The organism is Maritimibacter sp. HL-12 (genome assembly GCF_900177545.1).
In the GTDB taxonomy this organism is placed as follows: Bacteria; Pseudomonadota; Alphaproteobacteria; order Rhodobacterales; family Rhodobacteraceae; genus Sinisalibacter.
In genome coordinates, this window is the sequence record NZ_FXBQ01000001.1 from 2,582,395 (window position 1) to 2,597,874 (window position 15,480).

Consider the following 15,480-nt stretch of genomic DNA (forward strand, 5'->3'; position numbering starts at 1 on the left):
CCATGGGAAACTTGCGCGACGTTCTCTCCCCCTTCACCGCGTGGAAACACCTGATCGAAACCCCGGTGACGATCAGGAACCCGATCGGCCGCGAAGCCGCCGACGGCTACCGCGGTTTCCACCAGAACGACATCGAAAAGTGCATCGGCTGCGGTTCCTGCGAAGTGATCTGCCAGAACGCGGCGATCGACATGGTGCCGGTGTCGGCCCCGGTCGACGGCGATTCGGGGCTCAGGCCCAAGATCGACTACGGGCGCTGCTGCTGGTGCGCGCTCTGCGTCGACGTCTGCATGACCGGCTCGCTGACCATGTCGAACGAATACACCTGGGTCGATGCCGACCCCGACGCCTTCCGCTTCATCCCCGGCGTCGATCCCAAGCCCTGGGACGATATGGAGAAGGGCTACCGGCGCGAGGGCGCGCGCGTGCTCACCGGTGCCGAACGGGTGGAGATGGGCGAGTTGCCCCCCGAAGCGCGGATCGACAATTTCGACGAGATCGTGGTCGGCTATACGCGCGAACAGGCGATGATCGAGGCCGACCGCTGCGTCGAATGCGGGCTTTGTGTGGCCACCTGCCCCGCGCATATGGACATCCCCGATTACATCGCCGCGATCCGCGAGGGCGATTACGATCTGGGCCTGCAGATCCTCTACGAGACCAACCCGTTTTCAGAGGTTTGCGGCCGGGTTTGCACGCACAAGTGCGAAACCGCCTGCGCCGCCCGCCACGAGGGCGATCCCATCGCGATCCGCTGGCTCAAGCGCCACATCGTCGACAACGTGAGCGAGGACCGGCGGCTGGAGATCGTCGGCACCCCGCAGGCGCTGCCCACCGGGCGCAAGGTGGCCATCGTCGGTGCGGGACCGGCCGGGCTCACGGCGGCCTATGATCTTGCGCGCCAGGGCCATGCGGTGACGGTCTACGAGGCGCAGGACAAGCCCGGCGGCATGATGCGCTACGGCATCCCCGAATACCGGCTGCCCTACGACGCGCTCGACCGCGATATCGCGGTGATCGCGGCGCAGGGCGTGACGATAAAAACCGGCGTTCGGATCGGGCGCGAGATCGCCATGGACAAGCTCAGGGGCGAGTTTGACGCCGTGGTGCTATCAATCGGCCTGCATATCGGCCGCTCCACCCGTATTCCGGGCACCGAAGGCCCGGGCGTGGAAGCCGCCATCGACCTTCTGGCCCGGATCACGGCGGGCGAGGAGGTGCCGGTGCCCGAACGGGTGGTGGTGATCGGCGGCGGCAACGTGGCGATGGATATCGCCCGCTCCATGGCGCGGCTGCAAAAACGCAAGCATGGCGCGGTGGGCGTCACCGTCACCGCGCTGGAGGATTTCGCCCATTTCCTCGCCGACCGCGAGGAGATCGAGGAAAGCTTCGATGAGGGCATCGAGATCGTCGATGCGCGCGGGCCGCAGGAGGTGGTGCGCTACAAGTCGGGCAAGCGCAAGGGCGCGGTGAAGGGCTTGCGCACCTGGGCGGTGACCTCGATCTTCGACGGCCAGGGCCGCTTCGCCCCGCAGTACGACCAGGGCGACGAGCGGCTGCACCCCGCCGACATGGTGGTGGAAGCCATCGGCCAGGCGGCGGACGTCTCAATTCTCGGGGAAGACCTGACCGAAGCGCTGGAATGGACCCGCGGCCGCCTCGCGGTGGACCCAGCCGGGCGCAGCTCCGAGCCATGGCTCTGGGCGGCGGGCGACGCGGTGCACGGGCCCGACGTGATCACCGCCGTGGCCGATGGCCACCGGGTCGCGGCCTCTGTTGGCGCGATGCTGATGGCGATGGGGGAGGTGGCGCGATGAAAACCGGGAAACTCTCGCAGATGACCAGCGCCGAGGAGGTGCTCGAAACCGTCGCCGAGTTCAGCCGCGAGGCGCACAGCTTCTACACCGATCTCGTGCCGAAGGTGACGAAGAACATCCGCTACCTTGTCGAAGACCTTGCCCGCGCCGAACTTGCCCATGTGCGGATGCTGTCGGACCTGGTGAAATCGCCCGACATGCGCGACCACCTCAAGGATGCCATTCTGCGCCCCGAGGCCGACCGGCGCTTCTCCGACGCGGTGCAGGCCCCGGAACTGGGCGACACCCCCGACGACCAGCAGGTGCTGCAATACGCGCTCGCGCGTGAGCAGGTCGCGCTGGAGGAATTCAGCGAACTGGCCGCCAATACCCCGCCGGGCCTGTTGCACGAGGTATTCAGCTTTCTCGCCAACGAGGAAACCCGGCAAAAGGCCGATCTTGAGGCACTGTATTACGAGATCGTGCATTCCGGCGGCGTTTGAACGGCGGCGCATCGCGCGGCAATCAACCAGTGACCGGAACCGCCGGCCTATTCGCGCAGTCCCGCAATCTGCGGGGTTGGAACGACCGCACCCACCTCTATTATCGGGATCAGCCAGATTGATTCCCGCACTCCGCGTTCAGGACGCGGCGGAAGCGGGGGCGGATCGGATCGGCGGTTTCGCTGCATTCCGATTTGTGGAGACGCGTATTGGGACAAGGGGTATGACATGCGGTTTGCGGGATTGCGGCGGCTGGTGACGTTGGGGGCCGCAGGTGCCTGCGTATCGCTTCTGGCTTGCGTGGCGTTGGGGCAGAACACCCCCGCACCCGATGCCGCGATGCTCGATGCGCAGTGGCAGCGCTACGCCGCCGACGCGGTGGCCAACCCGGTCGAATTCGCCCCGATGCGCATCACCTCCGAAGCGACAGCCGCCGATGGAACCGTAACGCGGCTCGTTTCGCTGCATCCCGAGGTCAATCGCTGGCACCTCGTCGAACGCTTGCCCGCCGAGGGGCCTGGCCAGAGTTGGCACCTCGAACTTGGCGACGCCGAGGCGTGGCAGGTTGCGCTCGGGCAAGGGGACGATCCGGCGCTGGTGATCTCGGGCAGGGAAGGGGCGAGCGAGTGCCGACCCTGGGCGGGGGAGCCCTCCGACCTGGCCGCCGCCGCGACCAGCGGGCTGCCCTATGCGCCGGTTTGCGGCGGCAAGCTCTACCTGCGCAACAAGGTGGCGGGCTCGCGCACCAACCGCGAGGCGGTGTCGGATTTTCTGCGCAAGAACGTGGTGTTCGGCGACAAGCTGGTGAACCTTATCAAGGGGGCCTTCTTCGAAGACGCCTTCCTCGAAACCGCAGATCTTGGCGACGGCAGCGGCGACAATGGCGACGTGGTCGCGGCGCTCGGACGAGCCCGGCTCGACCGCCGTCCGAACATGCGCACCGCGATGGGCCTGCCCGTGACCGGCGCGCCGGACGGCATGGAGGCAGGAAGCTGGTATGGCGTCGAGGGGCAGGACGGCATCTTTGCCTCGGTGATGCAGCCCGGGTTGATCGCGCAGGACATTCTGGCCGCGCGCAACGGGGCGAACTGGCTCGACGGCGTCGAGCAGAACGCTGATGTCTACCTCGTCGCCTTCGATCTCTCGCGCTTCGAGATCGGCTACGAACTGGGCACCGATCACCCCGGCCTGGGGTGGTCGTCGCGACCCTCGCGGCAGGGGGCTGAGTGGAACATGGCCGGACCCGACGGCTTTTCGCGCGCCGATCCGCTGGTGCGCAACGGCATGCTGAACCCCGCGCTGCTGCCCCGCGTGGCGGGAGCGATCGCCGGCGGCTTCAAGCGCGATCACGGAGCCTTTCGCTTCGGCGATTACGCCGGGTTCAACCGGGGCCACCATTACGGCTTCATCTCGAACGGCGTGACCTTCTCGCGGCTGATCGAGAACCTCTCCACCCTCTACATCACCACCGACGGCGAGATCGGCATGAAGCTCTGGGAGGAGGCCGACAACGCGATGATCCCGCGCCTCGCCCATGCCCGCCAGAACGGCGTGCCGCTGGTGGTGCGCGACCCCGAAACCGGCGAAAGCGTGCCGGGCGACCGGGTGACAAGCTGGGGCGGCGGCAACTGGTCGGGCTCGGCCGAGGCGCAACTGCGCACCCTGCGCGCAGGCGCTTGCCTGCGCGAGGCAGGCGGGCGGCAGTTCTTGCTCTATGCCTATTTCTCCTCGGTCACCCCCTCGGCGATGGCGCGCACGTTTCAGGCCTATGACTGCGACCACGCCATGCTGCTCGACATGAACTCGCCGGAACTGACCTACATGGCGGTCTACCGCCAGAACGACACTGGCGACGGGCTGGAGGCCGATCACCTGTCGCGGCTGATGGCCGAGAGCGACCCATGGCTTGGCGGCGTCCGGGTGCCCCGGTTCGTTACCTTCTCCGACAACCGCGATTTCATCTACCTGCTCAGAAAGGACTGACGCGATGCGCAAAGTGATGACGGCGATCGGGCTTGCGGCGAGCCTCGTGCTTTCAGTGCCCGCGCACGGGGCGACGCTGGCGGAAAACAACGAGGCGATGTTTGCCCAGATGCAGAAGGTGCGCGGTGTCACCGCCGCCCAGATCAATCGGATCCGCGAAATCTTCCAGGCATCGGGGATGATGGGGCAGGGTAACCCGGCGATCACGCGCCACCCGATGACGCCGGAACAAGCTCAGGCCAAGCTGCCGCAGAACGCCTATTCCTACTACCGGAATGCCCGCTTCGAGCGGATCTGCGGCCGGCCCTACATGGCCCCGCTCTACGACCCGGCAACCCAGAAGCCGGAAGACGCCACGGTTTGCATCGACATGTTCGAATACCCCAACGTGCCGCTGGCCTACCCGGTGACATGGGTGCGCGCCTCGGAAGCTGCCCAGCTTTGCGCCGCTGAGGGCAAACGCATCGGCGACGCGCATGAATGGGAGGGGGCGGCCGCGGGCGCGCTGCTGGAGCCCGACTACCGCTTCGATCTCGGGTCGCACGGGGCGATGCGGTCGTGGCACAATGCCAAGTGGGGGCAGCAGAAAAACTGGACCTACGGCCCCCAATGGCGGCGCGGCATCTGCGCCCAGGGCAGTGCCAAATCGCCGACCTGCGACGGTGGGAGCTGGTCGGGCTGCGGCACCAACACCTACCCGGTGGGGGCCTTCCCGAATTGCAAGAGCGCGCTCGGCGTCTACGATCTCGAAGGCAACGCCGCCGAACATATGAACCTGCCGCTCGCGCCCGACCAGATGGCTTCGCGCGGCTCCAAAAAGCTCGGTGTGACCGAGATGAAGGGCTCGTGGTTCATCTGGGACAGCGTGCGCGCGCACGAGGAATGGGCCCGCTGGCGTGCACCTTACTGGCACGGCAGCCGGGTGCTTTCATCATCGTCGCACCGCAATTACCACCTCGGGTTTCGCTGCTTCGCCGATGTGAGGTAGGGCCGCCCGCGCGCCACGGATAAGGCCCGGGTGCCGGAGAAAGCACGCCGGAGAAAGCACCGTGGGACGCCCGGAGGTCGATCAAGCCGGTGCGAAGAACCGGCCGTTCGAGGCGGGCGTCGGTCGGCACCCCGTCCGGGGCGGGGCGAGGACGGTCTTGCGAAGGTGCTGGCCCCGACCCTTGCTCACGGTGTCTGCGGGGCGGTGAAGCCGGTTTGAACCGGATCGTCCCCGCCAGGCGCGGGGCGGCGCTGCCAACCGGCGAAGGTTGCGGCGGGGCGGCGGATGCCCACCAAAAGCTGCGCGGAAACCGGTCTGCCGGCTTTTTCAGCGCGAAGCGATGCGGATGACCGGGCCGGGCACCGGGCCTTCCTCGTTGAGCAGCCAGGCATGGCGGCCCGAGGCGAGCAGGTCATCGAGGTTGACGGCCTTGCCGTTGAGATAGGCGGTCTTGCTCACCAGCCGGATGCCGTGGCTGTAGTCGGCGTAATGTGCGCCATGCACCGTGCTCACCGGCTGGATCGGGCTGCCCGAGGTGCGGTGCCAGCCGTAGATCGCGACCCGGCCGGGCGCGTTGGCCATGCGGTTGGCCATCACCACGTCTTTCTTCTGCCCGGCCACGAGCCCCCCGCGCCCACGCAACTGGCCCTCGATGGTGGCGTTGTGGCGCAGGAAATACTCGGTCGACGACATCTGCGGCCCCGGCGACATCGGGGCGGGCGAGAGCCGCACGCTGGCCTGGGCATAGATCGCGTCGACCATGCGCGGGGTTGGCAGCGTCATCCCGAAGCGGCTGGCGATGCTGGCGGCGGCGGGCAGGCCAAGCGGTACGCGCACATAGTCGCGGTCCGACCCGAGCGCGAGATAATCCGGGGTGACGCAGATCACGATTTCCGTATCCGCCCCACGGGCGTCCTTGCCGCGGAAGGCCACCGGCTGGAGATCGCGCAGGAAGCCGGGCAGGTTGCCGCGGGCCAGTTCATTGATGATCCGCTGATCGCGGTCGTTGCCGGAACTGCCGAGCGCGGCGAGAAACTGCTGGCCGCCAGTCGCGTTGCCGCTGCGTTTCGGGATCGAGCGCGCGAGCGACGGGCCACAGGTGCCACCGCCCGAGAACAGCCCGCCACTGGCGCGGCGCGGCGCAGGCTCAGGCTCGGCTTGCGGGGCTGGCGTCGCGGCGGCAAGGCGCAGGGATTGAGCCTGGGCCGGGCGCGGGCGCGGGCGCAGCGCCGGGATCGGGCTGGACGCCGCATCGGCGGACATTGCCTCGGCCGCCGCCAGAACGAGCCCCTCGGGCCGCGGGCGCGGGCGAATGGCGGGCGAGGCCGCGGCAGGCGTTGCGAGTGCGGCCAGCGTTTCGGGCGCAACCTCGGGGCGTGGTTCGGGCCGGCGGGTTGGGCTGTCCGGGGCGAGCGCCGACCTTTCGCGCAAACCCGCATCCTGCGCGGCGCGCGCGGCAAACTCTGCCGGGGACGTGGACTCGCTCGTGCCATCGAGGCCAGGCAACGCGATATCGGGTTGGTGCTTCGTCGCGATCACCAGCGCGTCGTGCGCGCTTGGGCCGGGGGCCGGTGCGGCACCGCGGTGTGCGACCGGTGCACTCGCGAGGTTGACGGCCTTCGGCGCAACCGGGGCCTCTACCGGTGCGGGCAAGGCCACCGGTGCCGGGGCAATGGCAACAACCGGCAGGCGAGGGTGCCCCGGCCCCACGTCTTGCTTGGCCTCTGCGCGCAACTCGACGGGGGCATGCGCCTTTGCCGGGGCGTGGGGCTGGGGAAACAGCGCGCTCACCAGCACGTAACTGGCAGCGGCCGAAGCCAGCGTGCCGGCGATCGCGCCGCCGCCAAACACCAGCGCACGCTTGAAGTTGCTCTGTGCGGCAGCGAGGGCGCGCCGCGGGAAGGGAAACTGATCTGTCATCAGTCGCCTGCTAGCGAGTCATTCTTAAGATCACAATAACCCCAACCGGGGGCGCTGGCGAGTAGGCCCTCATTTGGGCGGTTATCCGCCACTCGCAGGGCGGATAACCGCCAAATTGGCTCACTTCACGCCGGGATCGCCGCCGTGAACAGGATTGCCACCAGCAATCCGCTGGCGAGGCTCACCCGGTCGGTGAGGGCAAAGTAGACCGGATCCTGGTCGACCAGTCCGCGATGCGCGAGCAGCACCATTCGGCTTGTCCAGAACAGCAATACGAGGCAGATGCCCCAAAGCGCTTCCGGGGTGCCATACTGGCCGCGGACGTCAGGCGAATCGATGTAGAGCGCGAGAACCAGCACCGCCAGAAACCCGGCCGAAGTGGCGAGCATGGCCACCACCGGGCGATCTTCGGTCATGTAGGCCCGCCCGGCAACCTTGCGCTGTGCGCCGCTGTGTTCGATGTTGACAAGTTCGGCCAGCCGCTTCACCGCGCCGAGCGAGAAGAACAGGAAGATCGAGAAGGTCAGAAGCCACATCGACGGCACGATCCCGGTGGCGGCGGCCCCAGCGATGATGCGCAGGGTATAGAGCACCGCGAGCACGAGGATATCCGCCGCGAGCGTGCCCTTGAGACGCAGCGAATAGGCGGTTGTGATCACCGCATAGGCCGCCATTGCCGCGAAGAGCTCGATACCCGCCAGCGCCGCCAGCCCAAGGCCGGCGATGAACAGCACCGGTGCCGCGCGCATGCCAGTGACGAGAGGCAACCGCCCCGATGCAAACGGACGCGTGCGTTTCACTTCGTGGCGGCGATCGGAAGGCAGGTCGACCAGGTCGTTGACGAGGTAGACCGCCGAGGCAATCAGTCCGAAACTCAGGAAAGCCAGCAGGCTCCAGCCGAAGGTGACGGCCTCGAAACGATGGGCAACGACCATTGGCAGGAAGACGAGCAGGTTTTTCACCCATTGATGCGGGCGCATTGCGCGCAGCAGGTCGCGCGATCCCGCCAGAACCGGCGTCTTGATCCGGCGCGCGGGGTGGCCGCCCTCGACGGCGTCGAAACAGTCGAGCTGTTGCGCCACCGCCTCCGCCAGCGACGCCTCTCCGGATGTGACCAGCACGACCTTGCGGCCCTCGTCCCGGGCCGCCCGGCAGCGCGCCAGCGTCGGGCCGTGGTAGGGCAGATGCGCGAGGTCGAGGAGGGCCTCGGCCGGCGCACTTGTCCGCCCGGTCACCCCGCGCCGCCAGTCCTGCCGCATTCCGGCCCAGAACACCTCGGCTGCAAGATTGCCGCCGAGAAGGTCGGCGTCGAGGTCTACGATCAGAGGGCCCTTGCCGCCCTCTGCGCCTCGCGTTTTCGTTGCGGCGTTATCCATGCGCGTGTGCCTTGCGTTTCTCCTGCCTCAGGCCGAACCGTGGCATACCCTTCCAATCGAGGGCAAACCTTTTGTGACCTCGCGCAAGGTTCTGTTTTCATGGACATGATGCCGCGCGGCCGTTACCCATTGAGACGAAACCACGAAGGGGACGCCGCCATGAAATCGCTCATTCTGGTCATGACGTTTGCCTTGGCATGGCCGGTGGCCGGGCTTGCCGAAACGGCGGCGACCCTGCCGGTTGCGCAGGGGAGCGAGCCTGCACGGTCGAACGGCCATGCCGATCTGGCCTCCGGCTCCGGCCCGTCGCAATCCAGTGTCGCCGAGAACGAAAACACCGGCGGGGCCGCAGCGTCGGGCCCGGCCGGTGCCGCGGCCGGGGCAGCCGTCGCCAAGGTGCTTGCCGATGCCGCCGGGATCGCGCAAGCCGTCCCCGGGGGCGAGGGCCTTCCTGCCGGCGAGGACGGGGCCGCAGCGCCTGATGAGGGCCCCGCCACCGCCGCCCCGGCGCTGTCCCCCGAGGCGTTGCGCTGCCGCGACATCGCCGGGCCTGCCGATGCCGGTGTGCCTGCCAATGCCGACGTCGCCGCGTCCCGCCGGGCTGCCTTCGCCGAGGCCGCCGAGGCCTGCACCCTCGCCGCGCGGGCGGAAGATGCGCCCGCCGACGTGCTGTTCCTCGCGGCCGAGGCGGCGCAGGCCCGGCGCGATCTTGCCACCGCCTTCACCCTTCTCGAACGCGCGGCCGAGGCCGGGCTCGCCGCCGCCGAAACCCGGCTGGGCGATTACCACCTGTTCGGCGTTGCCCCCGGCGGGGAAGACACCGAGGCCGCGATCGCCCGGTTCCAGCGCGCTGCCGAGATGGGCGATCCCGCCGGGATGACCACGCTGGCGCTGATGTATCGTGTCGGCAAGGGGGTGCCGCGCGATCCGGCCCGCATGGTCGAGCTGCTCGAAGGTGCGGCGGCTGCGGGATACCACTTCGCCCAGTATCGCCTCGGCCAGACCTTCCTCACCGGCGAGGGCCTCCCCGGCCGGGCCGATCCCGGCCTTGGCATTCCCGATTCGGCGCGCGGCGCGGCGCTTTATACCGAGGCCGCCGAGGCCGGCAACATCACCGCCGCGCTCGAACTGGCCGCGTTTTACGGTGACCCGCAGTTCGGGCTGGACGACGATCCCGCCGCCCGCGCCCGCCTGACCAGCCTTGCCTCGCGCAGCGGTTTGCCCGAAGCGGTGGCCGCCATGGGCGTGCTTTACGAGACCGGTGACGGCGTCGGCTACGCCCCCGAGATCGCCGCGCAACTCTACGTGCGCGCTCTCGAAAGCGGCAAGGTCGGTTTCGACGTGCTGCGCCGGGGGGCGCCCACGGGCTGGGACCGCGACACCGCCCTGGCTTTCCAGGCCATCCTGAAAGAGCGCGGGCTCTACACCGGGCCACTGGACGGCATCGTGGGCGGTGGCACGGCGGCTGCGGCGCGGGGACTGGCCGGAAATTGAACCTGGACGCCGGACGGTTCCGGGTCTGGCCGTCCCGGCAGCGTCCGCGGGCCGAAATCTGAACCACGCCACGCCAGACCCGGCGTGGTGGCATGTCAAACCGCAGGATCAGCACCATGTCCGTCATCCTCACCCACGTCGCAATCGTTCTGGGCCTTCTCGCCGCGGGTGCCGCGATCATCTGGGTGCTGCAACAACGTCGCAGCCCGCAATCGGCGCTGGCCTGGATTCTGTTCATCGTGGTGGTGCCCTATGTCGGCGTGCCGTTGTTTTTTGCCCTCGGCATCCGCAAGCGCGGTACCGGATATGCCGAGATCATCTTCGCACCATCCGAACCGGCCACCCCGGTCCACCAGTTCGACGACCAGTTGACCCGCCTCGGGCTGCCGGCGGCGGCCCCGGGCCACGCCCTCCGGTTCGAGACCGCGCCGCAATCCGCCCGCGCCAATCTCCTGCGCCTCGTCACCGAAGCGCGCGAGAGCCTCGACGCCGTGCTCTACCGGCTCGACGACGACGCTTTCGGCGCGGAATTCGTCGTCGCGCTCACCGAAGCGGTGGGGCGCGGGGTCCGGGTGCGGTTGATCCTCGACCAGTTCGGCACCTGGCGCAGACCGCGCGCGGCCTTGCGCGCCTTGCGTGCGGCAGGCGGCGAGTTGCAACTGTTCTCGCCTGTGCACAACCTTTCCGCCACTGGCCGTCTCAACCTGCGCAATCACCGCAAGATGGTCATCGCCGATGGGCAGAAAGTGTGGTCGGGCGGGCGCAATGTCGGTCGCAGCTATCTCGGCCCGCAGGACGATCCGAAGACCTGGATCGACCTCAGCTACATCATCGCCGGGCCCGTGGTGCAACGCTACGGTGAAGTGTTCGAAGCCGACTGGGCCAAGCATACCGGTGCGCCCCCGCCCGCGCACCCCCCGGTTTCGCCGGGTGAAGGCGACGCCGTTGTCCAGCTCATCCCTTCCGGCCCCGACCTGCCGCATGACGGGCTGCACGACGCTCTGGTGCATGCCATCCACGTCACGCGCGAGCGGGTCTGGATCGTCACCCCCTATCTCCTGCCGACCGATCACCTCCTGCACGCGCTCACCAGCGCAGCCCGGCTCGGCCGCGACGTGCGCCTGATCGTGCCGGCGCGCTCAAACCAGTATCTCGCCGATTTCGCGCGGGGTGCCTACCTGCGCCATCTCGAAGAAGCGGGTTGCCGCATCCTGCGTCACACCGGCGCGATGCTGCACGCCAAGGCCGCGGTTTTCGACGATGTCGCCATCGTCGGCTCGGCCAACCTCGACGTGCGCTCGATGTTGCTCAACTTCGAAACCGCGCTGGCGCTCTACGACACCGGCAGCGTCGCCACGCTGGCGGACTGGTTCACGACACTCCAGCGCGACTGCCACGAAGGCACGAGGCCCGCCGGGTTGCCGCGCCGCCTCGCCGAGTCCACCTTCCGCCTCGGCGCGCCGATCCTCTGATCGCGCGCCTTTCGGGTGCGGCTGTCGGCCCGGCAGCGGCGGTGTCGCGATCAGCGCGCGAGATGCCCCGGTATGGCGGCACAGACGGCCGCAATGCAATCGGCGACGGCCGGGCTCACCCCGGCCCCGGTCGCGAAGTCTTCTCCCTCGATCGCCCAGACCTCGACGCGCGGCGGCAAGACGCCCAATGTGCGTGCCAGCGCCACCCCCTCGGCCAGCCCGATCCCGTGCGACGAGATCGAGCGCAGCCACGGCGGAAGATCGCCTGTGCCCGCGTCGAGCCGGTGCAGGGTGCCCGGCGTCGCGCCGGATCGGCAGGCGTCGACGATCAGCACCCGCTGCCTCCCTTCCATCAGCGTCACGAGATCGGCCGCTGCGCCGTGACACTCGGCTCGGTCGAACCCGGATGCGCCCCGCAGTCCGCGCACCACCAGCCGCCCGGCGGCATCGTCGCCTGCGAAATCATTGCCCACACCGATGACAAGAGGTTTCACCCGCTCCTCTCCTTTTCCTGGTCAAAAAACTCCGGGGGAGCGCGAGGGGGCAGCGCCCCCTCGCTCCGGTCCGGTCGCCGTCAGGCGACCGGAAACCTACGCCCGGTCGATGGTCAGATCGAGAAAATGCGTGGCACACGAGATGCAGGGGTCGTAGTTGCGGATGGTCTGCTCGCAGAGCCACTGGATTTCCTCGTGCGGCCGGTCAAGTTCATCGGCGATCAACTCGGCGAGGTCTTCCTCGATCGAGGGCTGGTTCTGCGCCGTCGGCGGCACGATCTGGGCCGTGGCGATGCTGCCGTCTTCCTCCAGGGTATACTGGTGAAACAGCATGCCCCGCGGTGCTTCGCTCGCGCCCATCCCGGTGCCCGCGCGCGGGGTGATCGCCACCGCCGCCGGGTCGAACTCCTCGTAGTCCTCGATCAGCCGGATCGCCTCTTCCACCGCGAACAGGCTTTCCACCGCGCGTACCACGATGGAGCGGTAGGGGTTCTTCACCTCGCGGCCCAGCCCTGCCCGCACCGCTGCCGCCTTCGCCCGCTCGGAGAGCTTTTCGTAGGCAAGGTTGTAGCGCGGCAGCGGGCCGGTGAGATAGGCCCCGCCCGCCTTGGTGCGGCCCTGCAGCGCGTTCGACTGCTTCACGTGGTGCTCGTCGAAATGGTCGTTGAAGGCGGTCGCCGGGATATCCAGCCCCCGGTTCGAGATCAGCCGCGTGCCCTCGTACATCGGGTAGAGCCCGTTCGGCTCCTCGATGCAGACCATGTGGTAGTCGCGTTCCTTGTCGGGGAAGGGCAGCGACGCGGTAAAATCGACGAAGGCCTCCGCCATGTCGAGCGCGCGCATCAGCTCTTCGCGCAGGGCCAGCATGTCGCGTTTCTTCGGCGCTTTCCACCAGCCGCCGACCTTCACGTTGATCGGGTGGATCTCGCGCCCGCCGAGGAGGGTGACGATGGCATTGCCGATCTTCTTGTAGTCGAGCGCCAGTTTCACCGTGGCGGCGTGGCCGTCATTGGCCATGTCGATGGCGCTGGCGTAGCCGAGGAAATCGGGCGCGTGCAGCATCGCGGCGTGCAGGACGTGGCTCTCGATCCACTCGCCGCAATAGAGCATCCGGCGCAGATCCTTGATCGGCTGGCTCACCTCCACCCCCAGCGCCATCTCCATCGCCTGCACCGAAGACATCTGGTAGGCCACCGGGCAGATGCCGCAGATCCGCGCGGTGATGTCGGGGGCCTCGGAATGGTCGCGCCCGCGCAGGAAGGCCTCGAAGAATCGCGGCGGCTCGAAGATGCGAAACTCCGTGGCGGTGATCCTGCCGTCCCGCACCACCACCTTGAACGCCCCCTCGCCTTCGACGCGGGCGAGCATGTCGACCTTGATCGTGGTGTCAGTCATGGGCCTTGGCCTCCTCGCGGAACGCGGGCGCGTTGGTGTTGAAGGTGGCGTAGAGCCGCTTGATCTGCCGCCGGTCGGCGCCGTTCTCGGCCAGCCGGGCGGAAAGCGACGCGGTGTTGGGGGTTTCCTTCGGGCCGAAGCAGCCGTAGCAGCCGCGGGCATAGCCCGGGCAGAGCGCGCCGCAGCCGGCGTGGGTGACCGGGCCGAGGCAGGGCTTGCCCTCCGCCACCATCACGCAGACATGGCCAGCCATCTTGCACTCGATACAGGTGGCATGGGCCGGGGTCTGCGGCGCGCGGCCCGCCAGCGTGGCGGCGATCAACTCGATCAGGTGGGTTTTCGAGATCGGGCAGCCGCGCAACTCGAAATCGACCTTCACGTGGTCCGAGATCGGCGTCGCGGTGTCGAGCGTGGTGATGAACTCGGGGTGGGCATAGACCGCGTCGATGAAATCCTTCGTCGAAGCGCCGTTCTTCAACGCCTGGATGCCGCCCGAGGTGGCGCAGGCCCCGATCGTGATCAGCGTGGTCGAGCGGGCGCGGATATCCTTGATCGCCTCGGCCTCGTGCGGCGTGGTCACGCTGCCCTCGACAAAGGAAATGTCGTAGTTGCCACCATCGTCGTCGCGCCGGGTGGCCTCGGGGAAATAGGCGATCTCGATCGCGTTCGCGACCGCCAGCACCTCGTCTTCGCAATCGAGCAGCGATAGCTGGCAGCCATCGCAGGACGAGAACTTCCACACCGCGAGCCTTGGTCTGCCGGTCATCTCACAGCTCCTTGATGCGCATCAGCGGCTTCATCGTGGCCCAGTCGAACACCGGGCCATCCTTGCAGACGAAGACCGGGCCGAGCTGGCAGTGCCCGCACAGCCCGATGCCGCACTGCATGTTGCGCTCCATCGACAGGTGAATGTCGGTTGCGGCGACGCCGAGATCGGTGAGCCCGTCCGCCCCGAAACGCATCATGATTTCCGGGCCGCAGACGAAGGCGGTGGTGTTGGCGGGGGTGAAATCCGCCCCGCGCAACAGCGCCGTGACCACGCCGACATGGCCGTGCCAGGCATTGGTGGCCCGGTCCACCGTCACTTCCACCCCCATGTCGAGCCGCGAGCGCCAATCGCCCAGTTCCTTCTCGAATAGGATCTCGGCGGGGCTGCGCGCGCCGTAAAGCAGGGTGACCTTGCCGTAGGCATCGCGGTTTTCCATCAGCTCGTAGAGGATCGGCCGCACCGGGGCGAGGCCGAGCCCGCCGGCGATCACCACCACGTCGCGCCCGCGCGCCGCCTGCACCGGCCAGGGCGCACCATAGGGGCCGCGCAGCCCGAGCACCGCGCCGGGCGACAGCGCTGCGAGCGCATGGCTCACCGGGCCCACGTCGCGGATCGTGTGGATGATCCTGGTGGTGTCGGAGACCGGCCCCGAGATCGAGATCGGGATCTCGCCCACCCCGAAAACGGAGAGCATGTTGAACTGCCCCGGTGCGAAGCCCGGCCAGCCTTCCACCTCCATCTCGAAGGTGACCACGTCGGACAGCTCGCGGGTCCGGCCGGTGACTCTCGCAATCACCGGTACCATCGGGTCGGTATGGGGATCAGGTGCGTGCATCGTAAAGGTCCAACATCTGCACCCGCGTGTCGTGGAGCCGGTCCACCAGCGCGGGCAGGATCTGTTTCATCACCGCGTAGCCGAGGGCTGGGTCGGTGTCGCATTTTCCGCGCAGGCAGGTCGCGTCGAAGGCAATGGCGCGGGTGTCTTCCTTCGCGTGGGCGTCGAAGCGCCAGCGGTAGGGCGGCACCAGCCAGCTCAGGCCGATCACGCCGCCGCCGCCGACGGTCTGGAACACCATCCGGCCGTGTCCCGGGGCCGAGATTTCCAACGCGACGTGGCCGTCGCGCACGAGGTAGAATTGATCGGCGTCGTCGCCCTCGTGAAACAGGTAGCTATCGGCGGCAAAGCGTGTGTTTTTTGCACAACCCGCCAGCATGTCGAGAAAGGCCGGCGATAGATTGCTGAACAGCGGATGCGCCGCAAGGATGCGCTGAAGTCCTTCGATCGCCATC

At 68.1% G+C, this 15,480-nt stretch carries 13 protein-coding genes; 6 read left to right on the top strand and 7 right to left on the bottom strand.

The annotated features are described in order from the left end of the window. The first annotated feature begins 2 nt into the window (after positions 1 to 2). From B9Y97_RS12940 to B9Y97_RS12955, 4 genes are all read left to right on the top strand, one after another. Positions 3 to 1,817 carry an FAD-dependent oxidoreductase gene (locus tag B9Y97_RS12940; RefSeq protein ID WP_085527125.1) on the top strand — a complete coding sequence of 605 codons (1,815 nt, stop codon included), beginning with the start codon at positions 3 to 5 and terminating at the stop codon, positions 1,815 to 1,817. Then, complete coding sequence (locus B9Y97_RS12945; RefSeq protein WP_085527126.1) at positions 1,814 to 2,299, top strand: ferritin family protein; 486 nt, start codon at positions 1,814 to 1,816, stop codon at positions 2,297 to 2,299. Before B9Y97_RS12940 ends, B9Y97_RS12945 begins: the two co-directional genes overlap by 4 nt. Before the next feature lie 228 nt (positions 2,300 to 2,527). Beyond that, positions 2,528 to 4,282: a hypothetical protein gene (locus B9Y97_RS12950; RefSeq protein ID WP_085527127.1), complete on the top strand. Its 1,755-nt coding sequence runs from the start codon at positions 2,528 to 2,530 to the stop codon at positions 4,280 to 4,282. 4 nt (positions 4,283 to 4,286) lie between these two features. Continuing rightward, positions 4,287 to 5,270: an SUMF1/EgtB/PvdO family nonheme iron enzyme gene (locus B9Y97_RS12955; RefSeq protein WP_085527128.1), complete on the top strand. Its 984-nt coding sequence runs from the start codon at positions 4,287 to 4,289 to the stop codon at positions 5,268 to 5,270. A gap of 327 nt (positions 5,271 to 5,597) precedes the next feature. On the opposite strand, the gene B9Y97_RS12960 is transcribed toward B9Y97_RS12955, so the two are convergent. After that, positions 5,598 to 7,190 carry a hypothetical protein gene (locus B9Y97_RS12960; protein ID WP_085527129.1) on the bottom strand — a complete coding sequence of 531 codons (1,593 nt, stop codon included), beginning with the start codon at positions 7,188 to 7,190 and terminating at the stop codon, positions 5,598 to 5,600. 125 nt (positions 7,191 to 7,315) lie between these two features. Further along, positions 7,316 to 8,566, bottom strand: a complete 1,251-nt coding sequence (locus B9Y97_RS12965; RefSeq protein ID WP_085527130.1) for a UbiA family prenyltransferase — start codon at positions 8,564 to 8,566, stop codon at positions 7,316 to 7,318. Positions 8,567 to 8,725: 159 nt separating this feature from the next. On the opposite strand from B9Y97_RS12965, the gene B9Y97_RS12970 reads away from it, so the two are divergent. Continuing rightward, positions 8,726 to 10,060, top strand: coding sequence for a tetratricopeptide repeat protein (locus B9Y97_RS12970; RefSeq protein WP_085527131.1), 1,335 nt, complete (start codon positions 8,726 to 8,728; stop codon positions 10,058 to 10,060). Positions 10,061 to 10,176: 116 nt separating this feature from the next. Beyond that, the gene (locus B9Y97_RS12975) at positions 10,177 to 11,532 is read left to right on the top strand and encodes a phospholipase D-like domain-containing protein (protein WP_085528255.1); all 1,356 of its coding nucleotides are present in this window, start codon (positions 10,177 to 10,179) and stop codon (positions 11,530 to 11,532) included. A gap of 50 nt (positions 11,533 to 11,582) precedes the next feature. Here B9Y97_RS12975 and B9Y97_RS12980 read toward each other — a convergent pair whose 3' ends face one another. The 5 genes from B9Y97_RS12980 to B9Y97_RS13000 all read right to left on the bottom strand — a co-directional run bounded on the left by B9Y97_RS12980 (position 11,583) and on the right by B9Y97_RS13000 (position 15,479). Further along, positions 11,583 to 12,026, bottom strand: a complete 444-nt coding sequence (locus B9Y97_RS12980) for a hydrogenase maturation protease (RefSeq protein WP_085527132.1) — start codon at positions 12,024 to 12,026, stop codon at positions 11,583 to 11,585. A 96-nt stretch (positions 12,027 to 12,122) separates the two neighbouring features. Beyond that, a complete protein-coding gene (locus B9Y97_RS12985; RefSeq protein WP_085527133.1) occupies positions 12,123 to 13,421 on the bottom strand; it encodes a Ni/Fe hydrogenase subunit alpha in 1,299 nt (432 codons plus the stop codon). Then, positions 13,414 to 14,187 carry an NADH-quinone oxidoreductase subunit B family protein gene (locus B9Y97_RS12990; RefSeq protein ID WP_085527134.1) on the bottom strand — a complete coding sequence of 258 codons (774 nt, stop codon included), beginning with the start codon at positions 14,185 to 14,187 and terminating at the stop codon, positions 13,414 to 13,416. Before B9Y97_RS12990 ends, B9Y97_RS12985 begins: the two co-directional genes overlap by 8 nt. 1 nt (position 14,188) lies before the next feature. Continuing rightward, on the bottom strand, positions 14,189 to 14,995 hold the full coding sequence (locus tag B9Y97_RS12995) for an FAD/NAD(P)-binding protein (RefSeq protein WP_217809459.1): 807 nt from the start codon (positions 14,993 to 14,995) through the stop codon (positions 14,189 to 14,191). Between the two features lie 16 nt (positions 14,996 to 15,011). After that, positions 15,012 to 15,479 (bottom strand): cyclic nucleotide-binding domain-containing protein, encoded by a 468-nt coding sequence (locus B9Y97_RS13000; protein ID WP_217809460.1) that lies wholly within the window; start codon positions 15,477 to 15,479, stop codon positions 15,012 to 15,014. Between the last annotated feature and the right edge of the window lies 1 nt (position 15,480).

Excerpts from the sequence above, each read along its gene's own strand:
- B9Y97_RS12945 (WP_085527126.1), top strand. The coding sequence starts at position 1,814 with ATGAAAACCGGGAAACTCTCGCAGATGACCAGCGCCGAGGAGGTGCTC.
- B9Y97_RS12965 (WP_085527130.1), bottom strand. The coding sequence starts at position 8,566 with ATGGATAACGCCGCAACGAAAACGCGAGGCGCAGAGGGCGGCAAGGGC.
- B9Y97_RS12960 (WP_085527129.1), bottom strand. The coding sequence starts at position 7,190 with ATGACAGATCAGTTTCCCTTCCCGCGGCGCGCCCTCGCTGCCGCACAG.
- B9Y97_RS12985 (WP_085527133.1), bottom strand. The coding sequence starts at position 13,421 with ATGACTGACACCACGATCAAGGTCGACATGCTCGCCCGCGTCGAAGGC.
- B9Y97_RS13000 (WP_217809460.1), bottom strand. The coding sequence starts at position 15,479 with ATGGCGATCGAAGGACTTCAGCGCATCCTTGCGGCGCATCCGCTGTTC.
- B9Y97_RS12975 (WP_085528255.1), top strand. The coding sequence starts at position 10,177 with ATGTCCGTCATCCTCACCCACGTCGCAATCGTTCTGGGCCTTCTCGCC.
- B9Y97_RS12970 (WP_085527131.1), top strand. The coding sequence starts at position 8,726 with ATGAAATCGCTCATTCTGGTCATGACGTTTGCCTTGGCATGGCCGGTG.
- B9Y97_RS12950 (WP_085527127.1), top strand. The coding sequence starts at position 2,528 with ATGCGGTTTGCGGGATTGCGGCGGCTGGTGACGTTGGGGGCCGCAGGT.
- B9Y97_RS12990 (WP_085527134.1), bottom strand. The coding sequence starts at position 14,187 with ATGACCGGCAGACCAAGGCTCGCGGTGTGGAAGTTCTCGTCCTGCGAT.
- B9Y97_RS12940 (WP_085527125.1), top strand. The coding sequence starts at position 3 with ATGGGAAACTTGCGCGACGTTCTCTCCCCCTTCACCGCGTGGAAACAC.
- B9Y97_RS12995 (WP_217809459.1), bottom strand. The coding sequence starts at position 14,995 with ATGGTACCGGTGATTGCGAGAGTCACCGGCCGGACCCGCGAGCTGTCC.
- B9Y97_RS12955 (WP_085527128.1), top strand. The coding sequence starts at position 4,287 with ATGCGCAAAGTGATGACGGCGATCGGGCTTGCGGCGAGCCTCGTGCTT.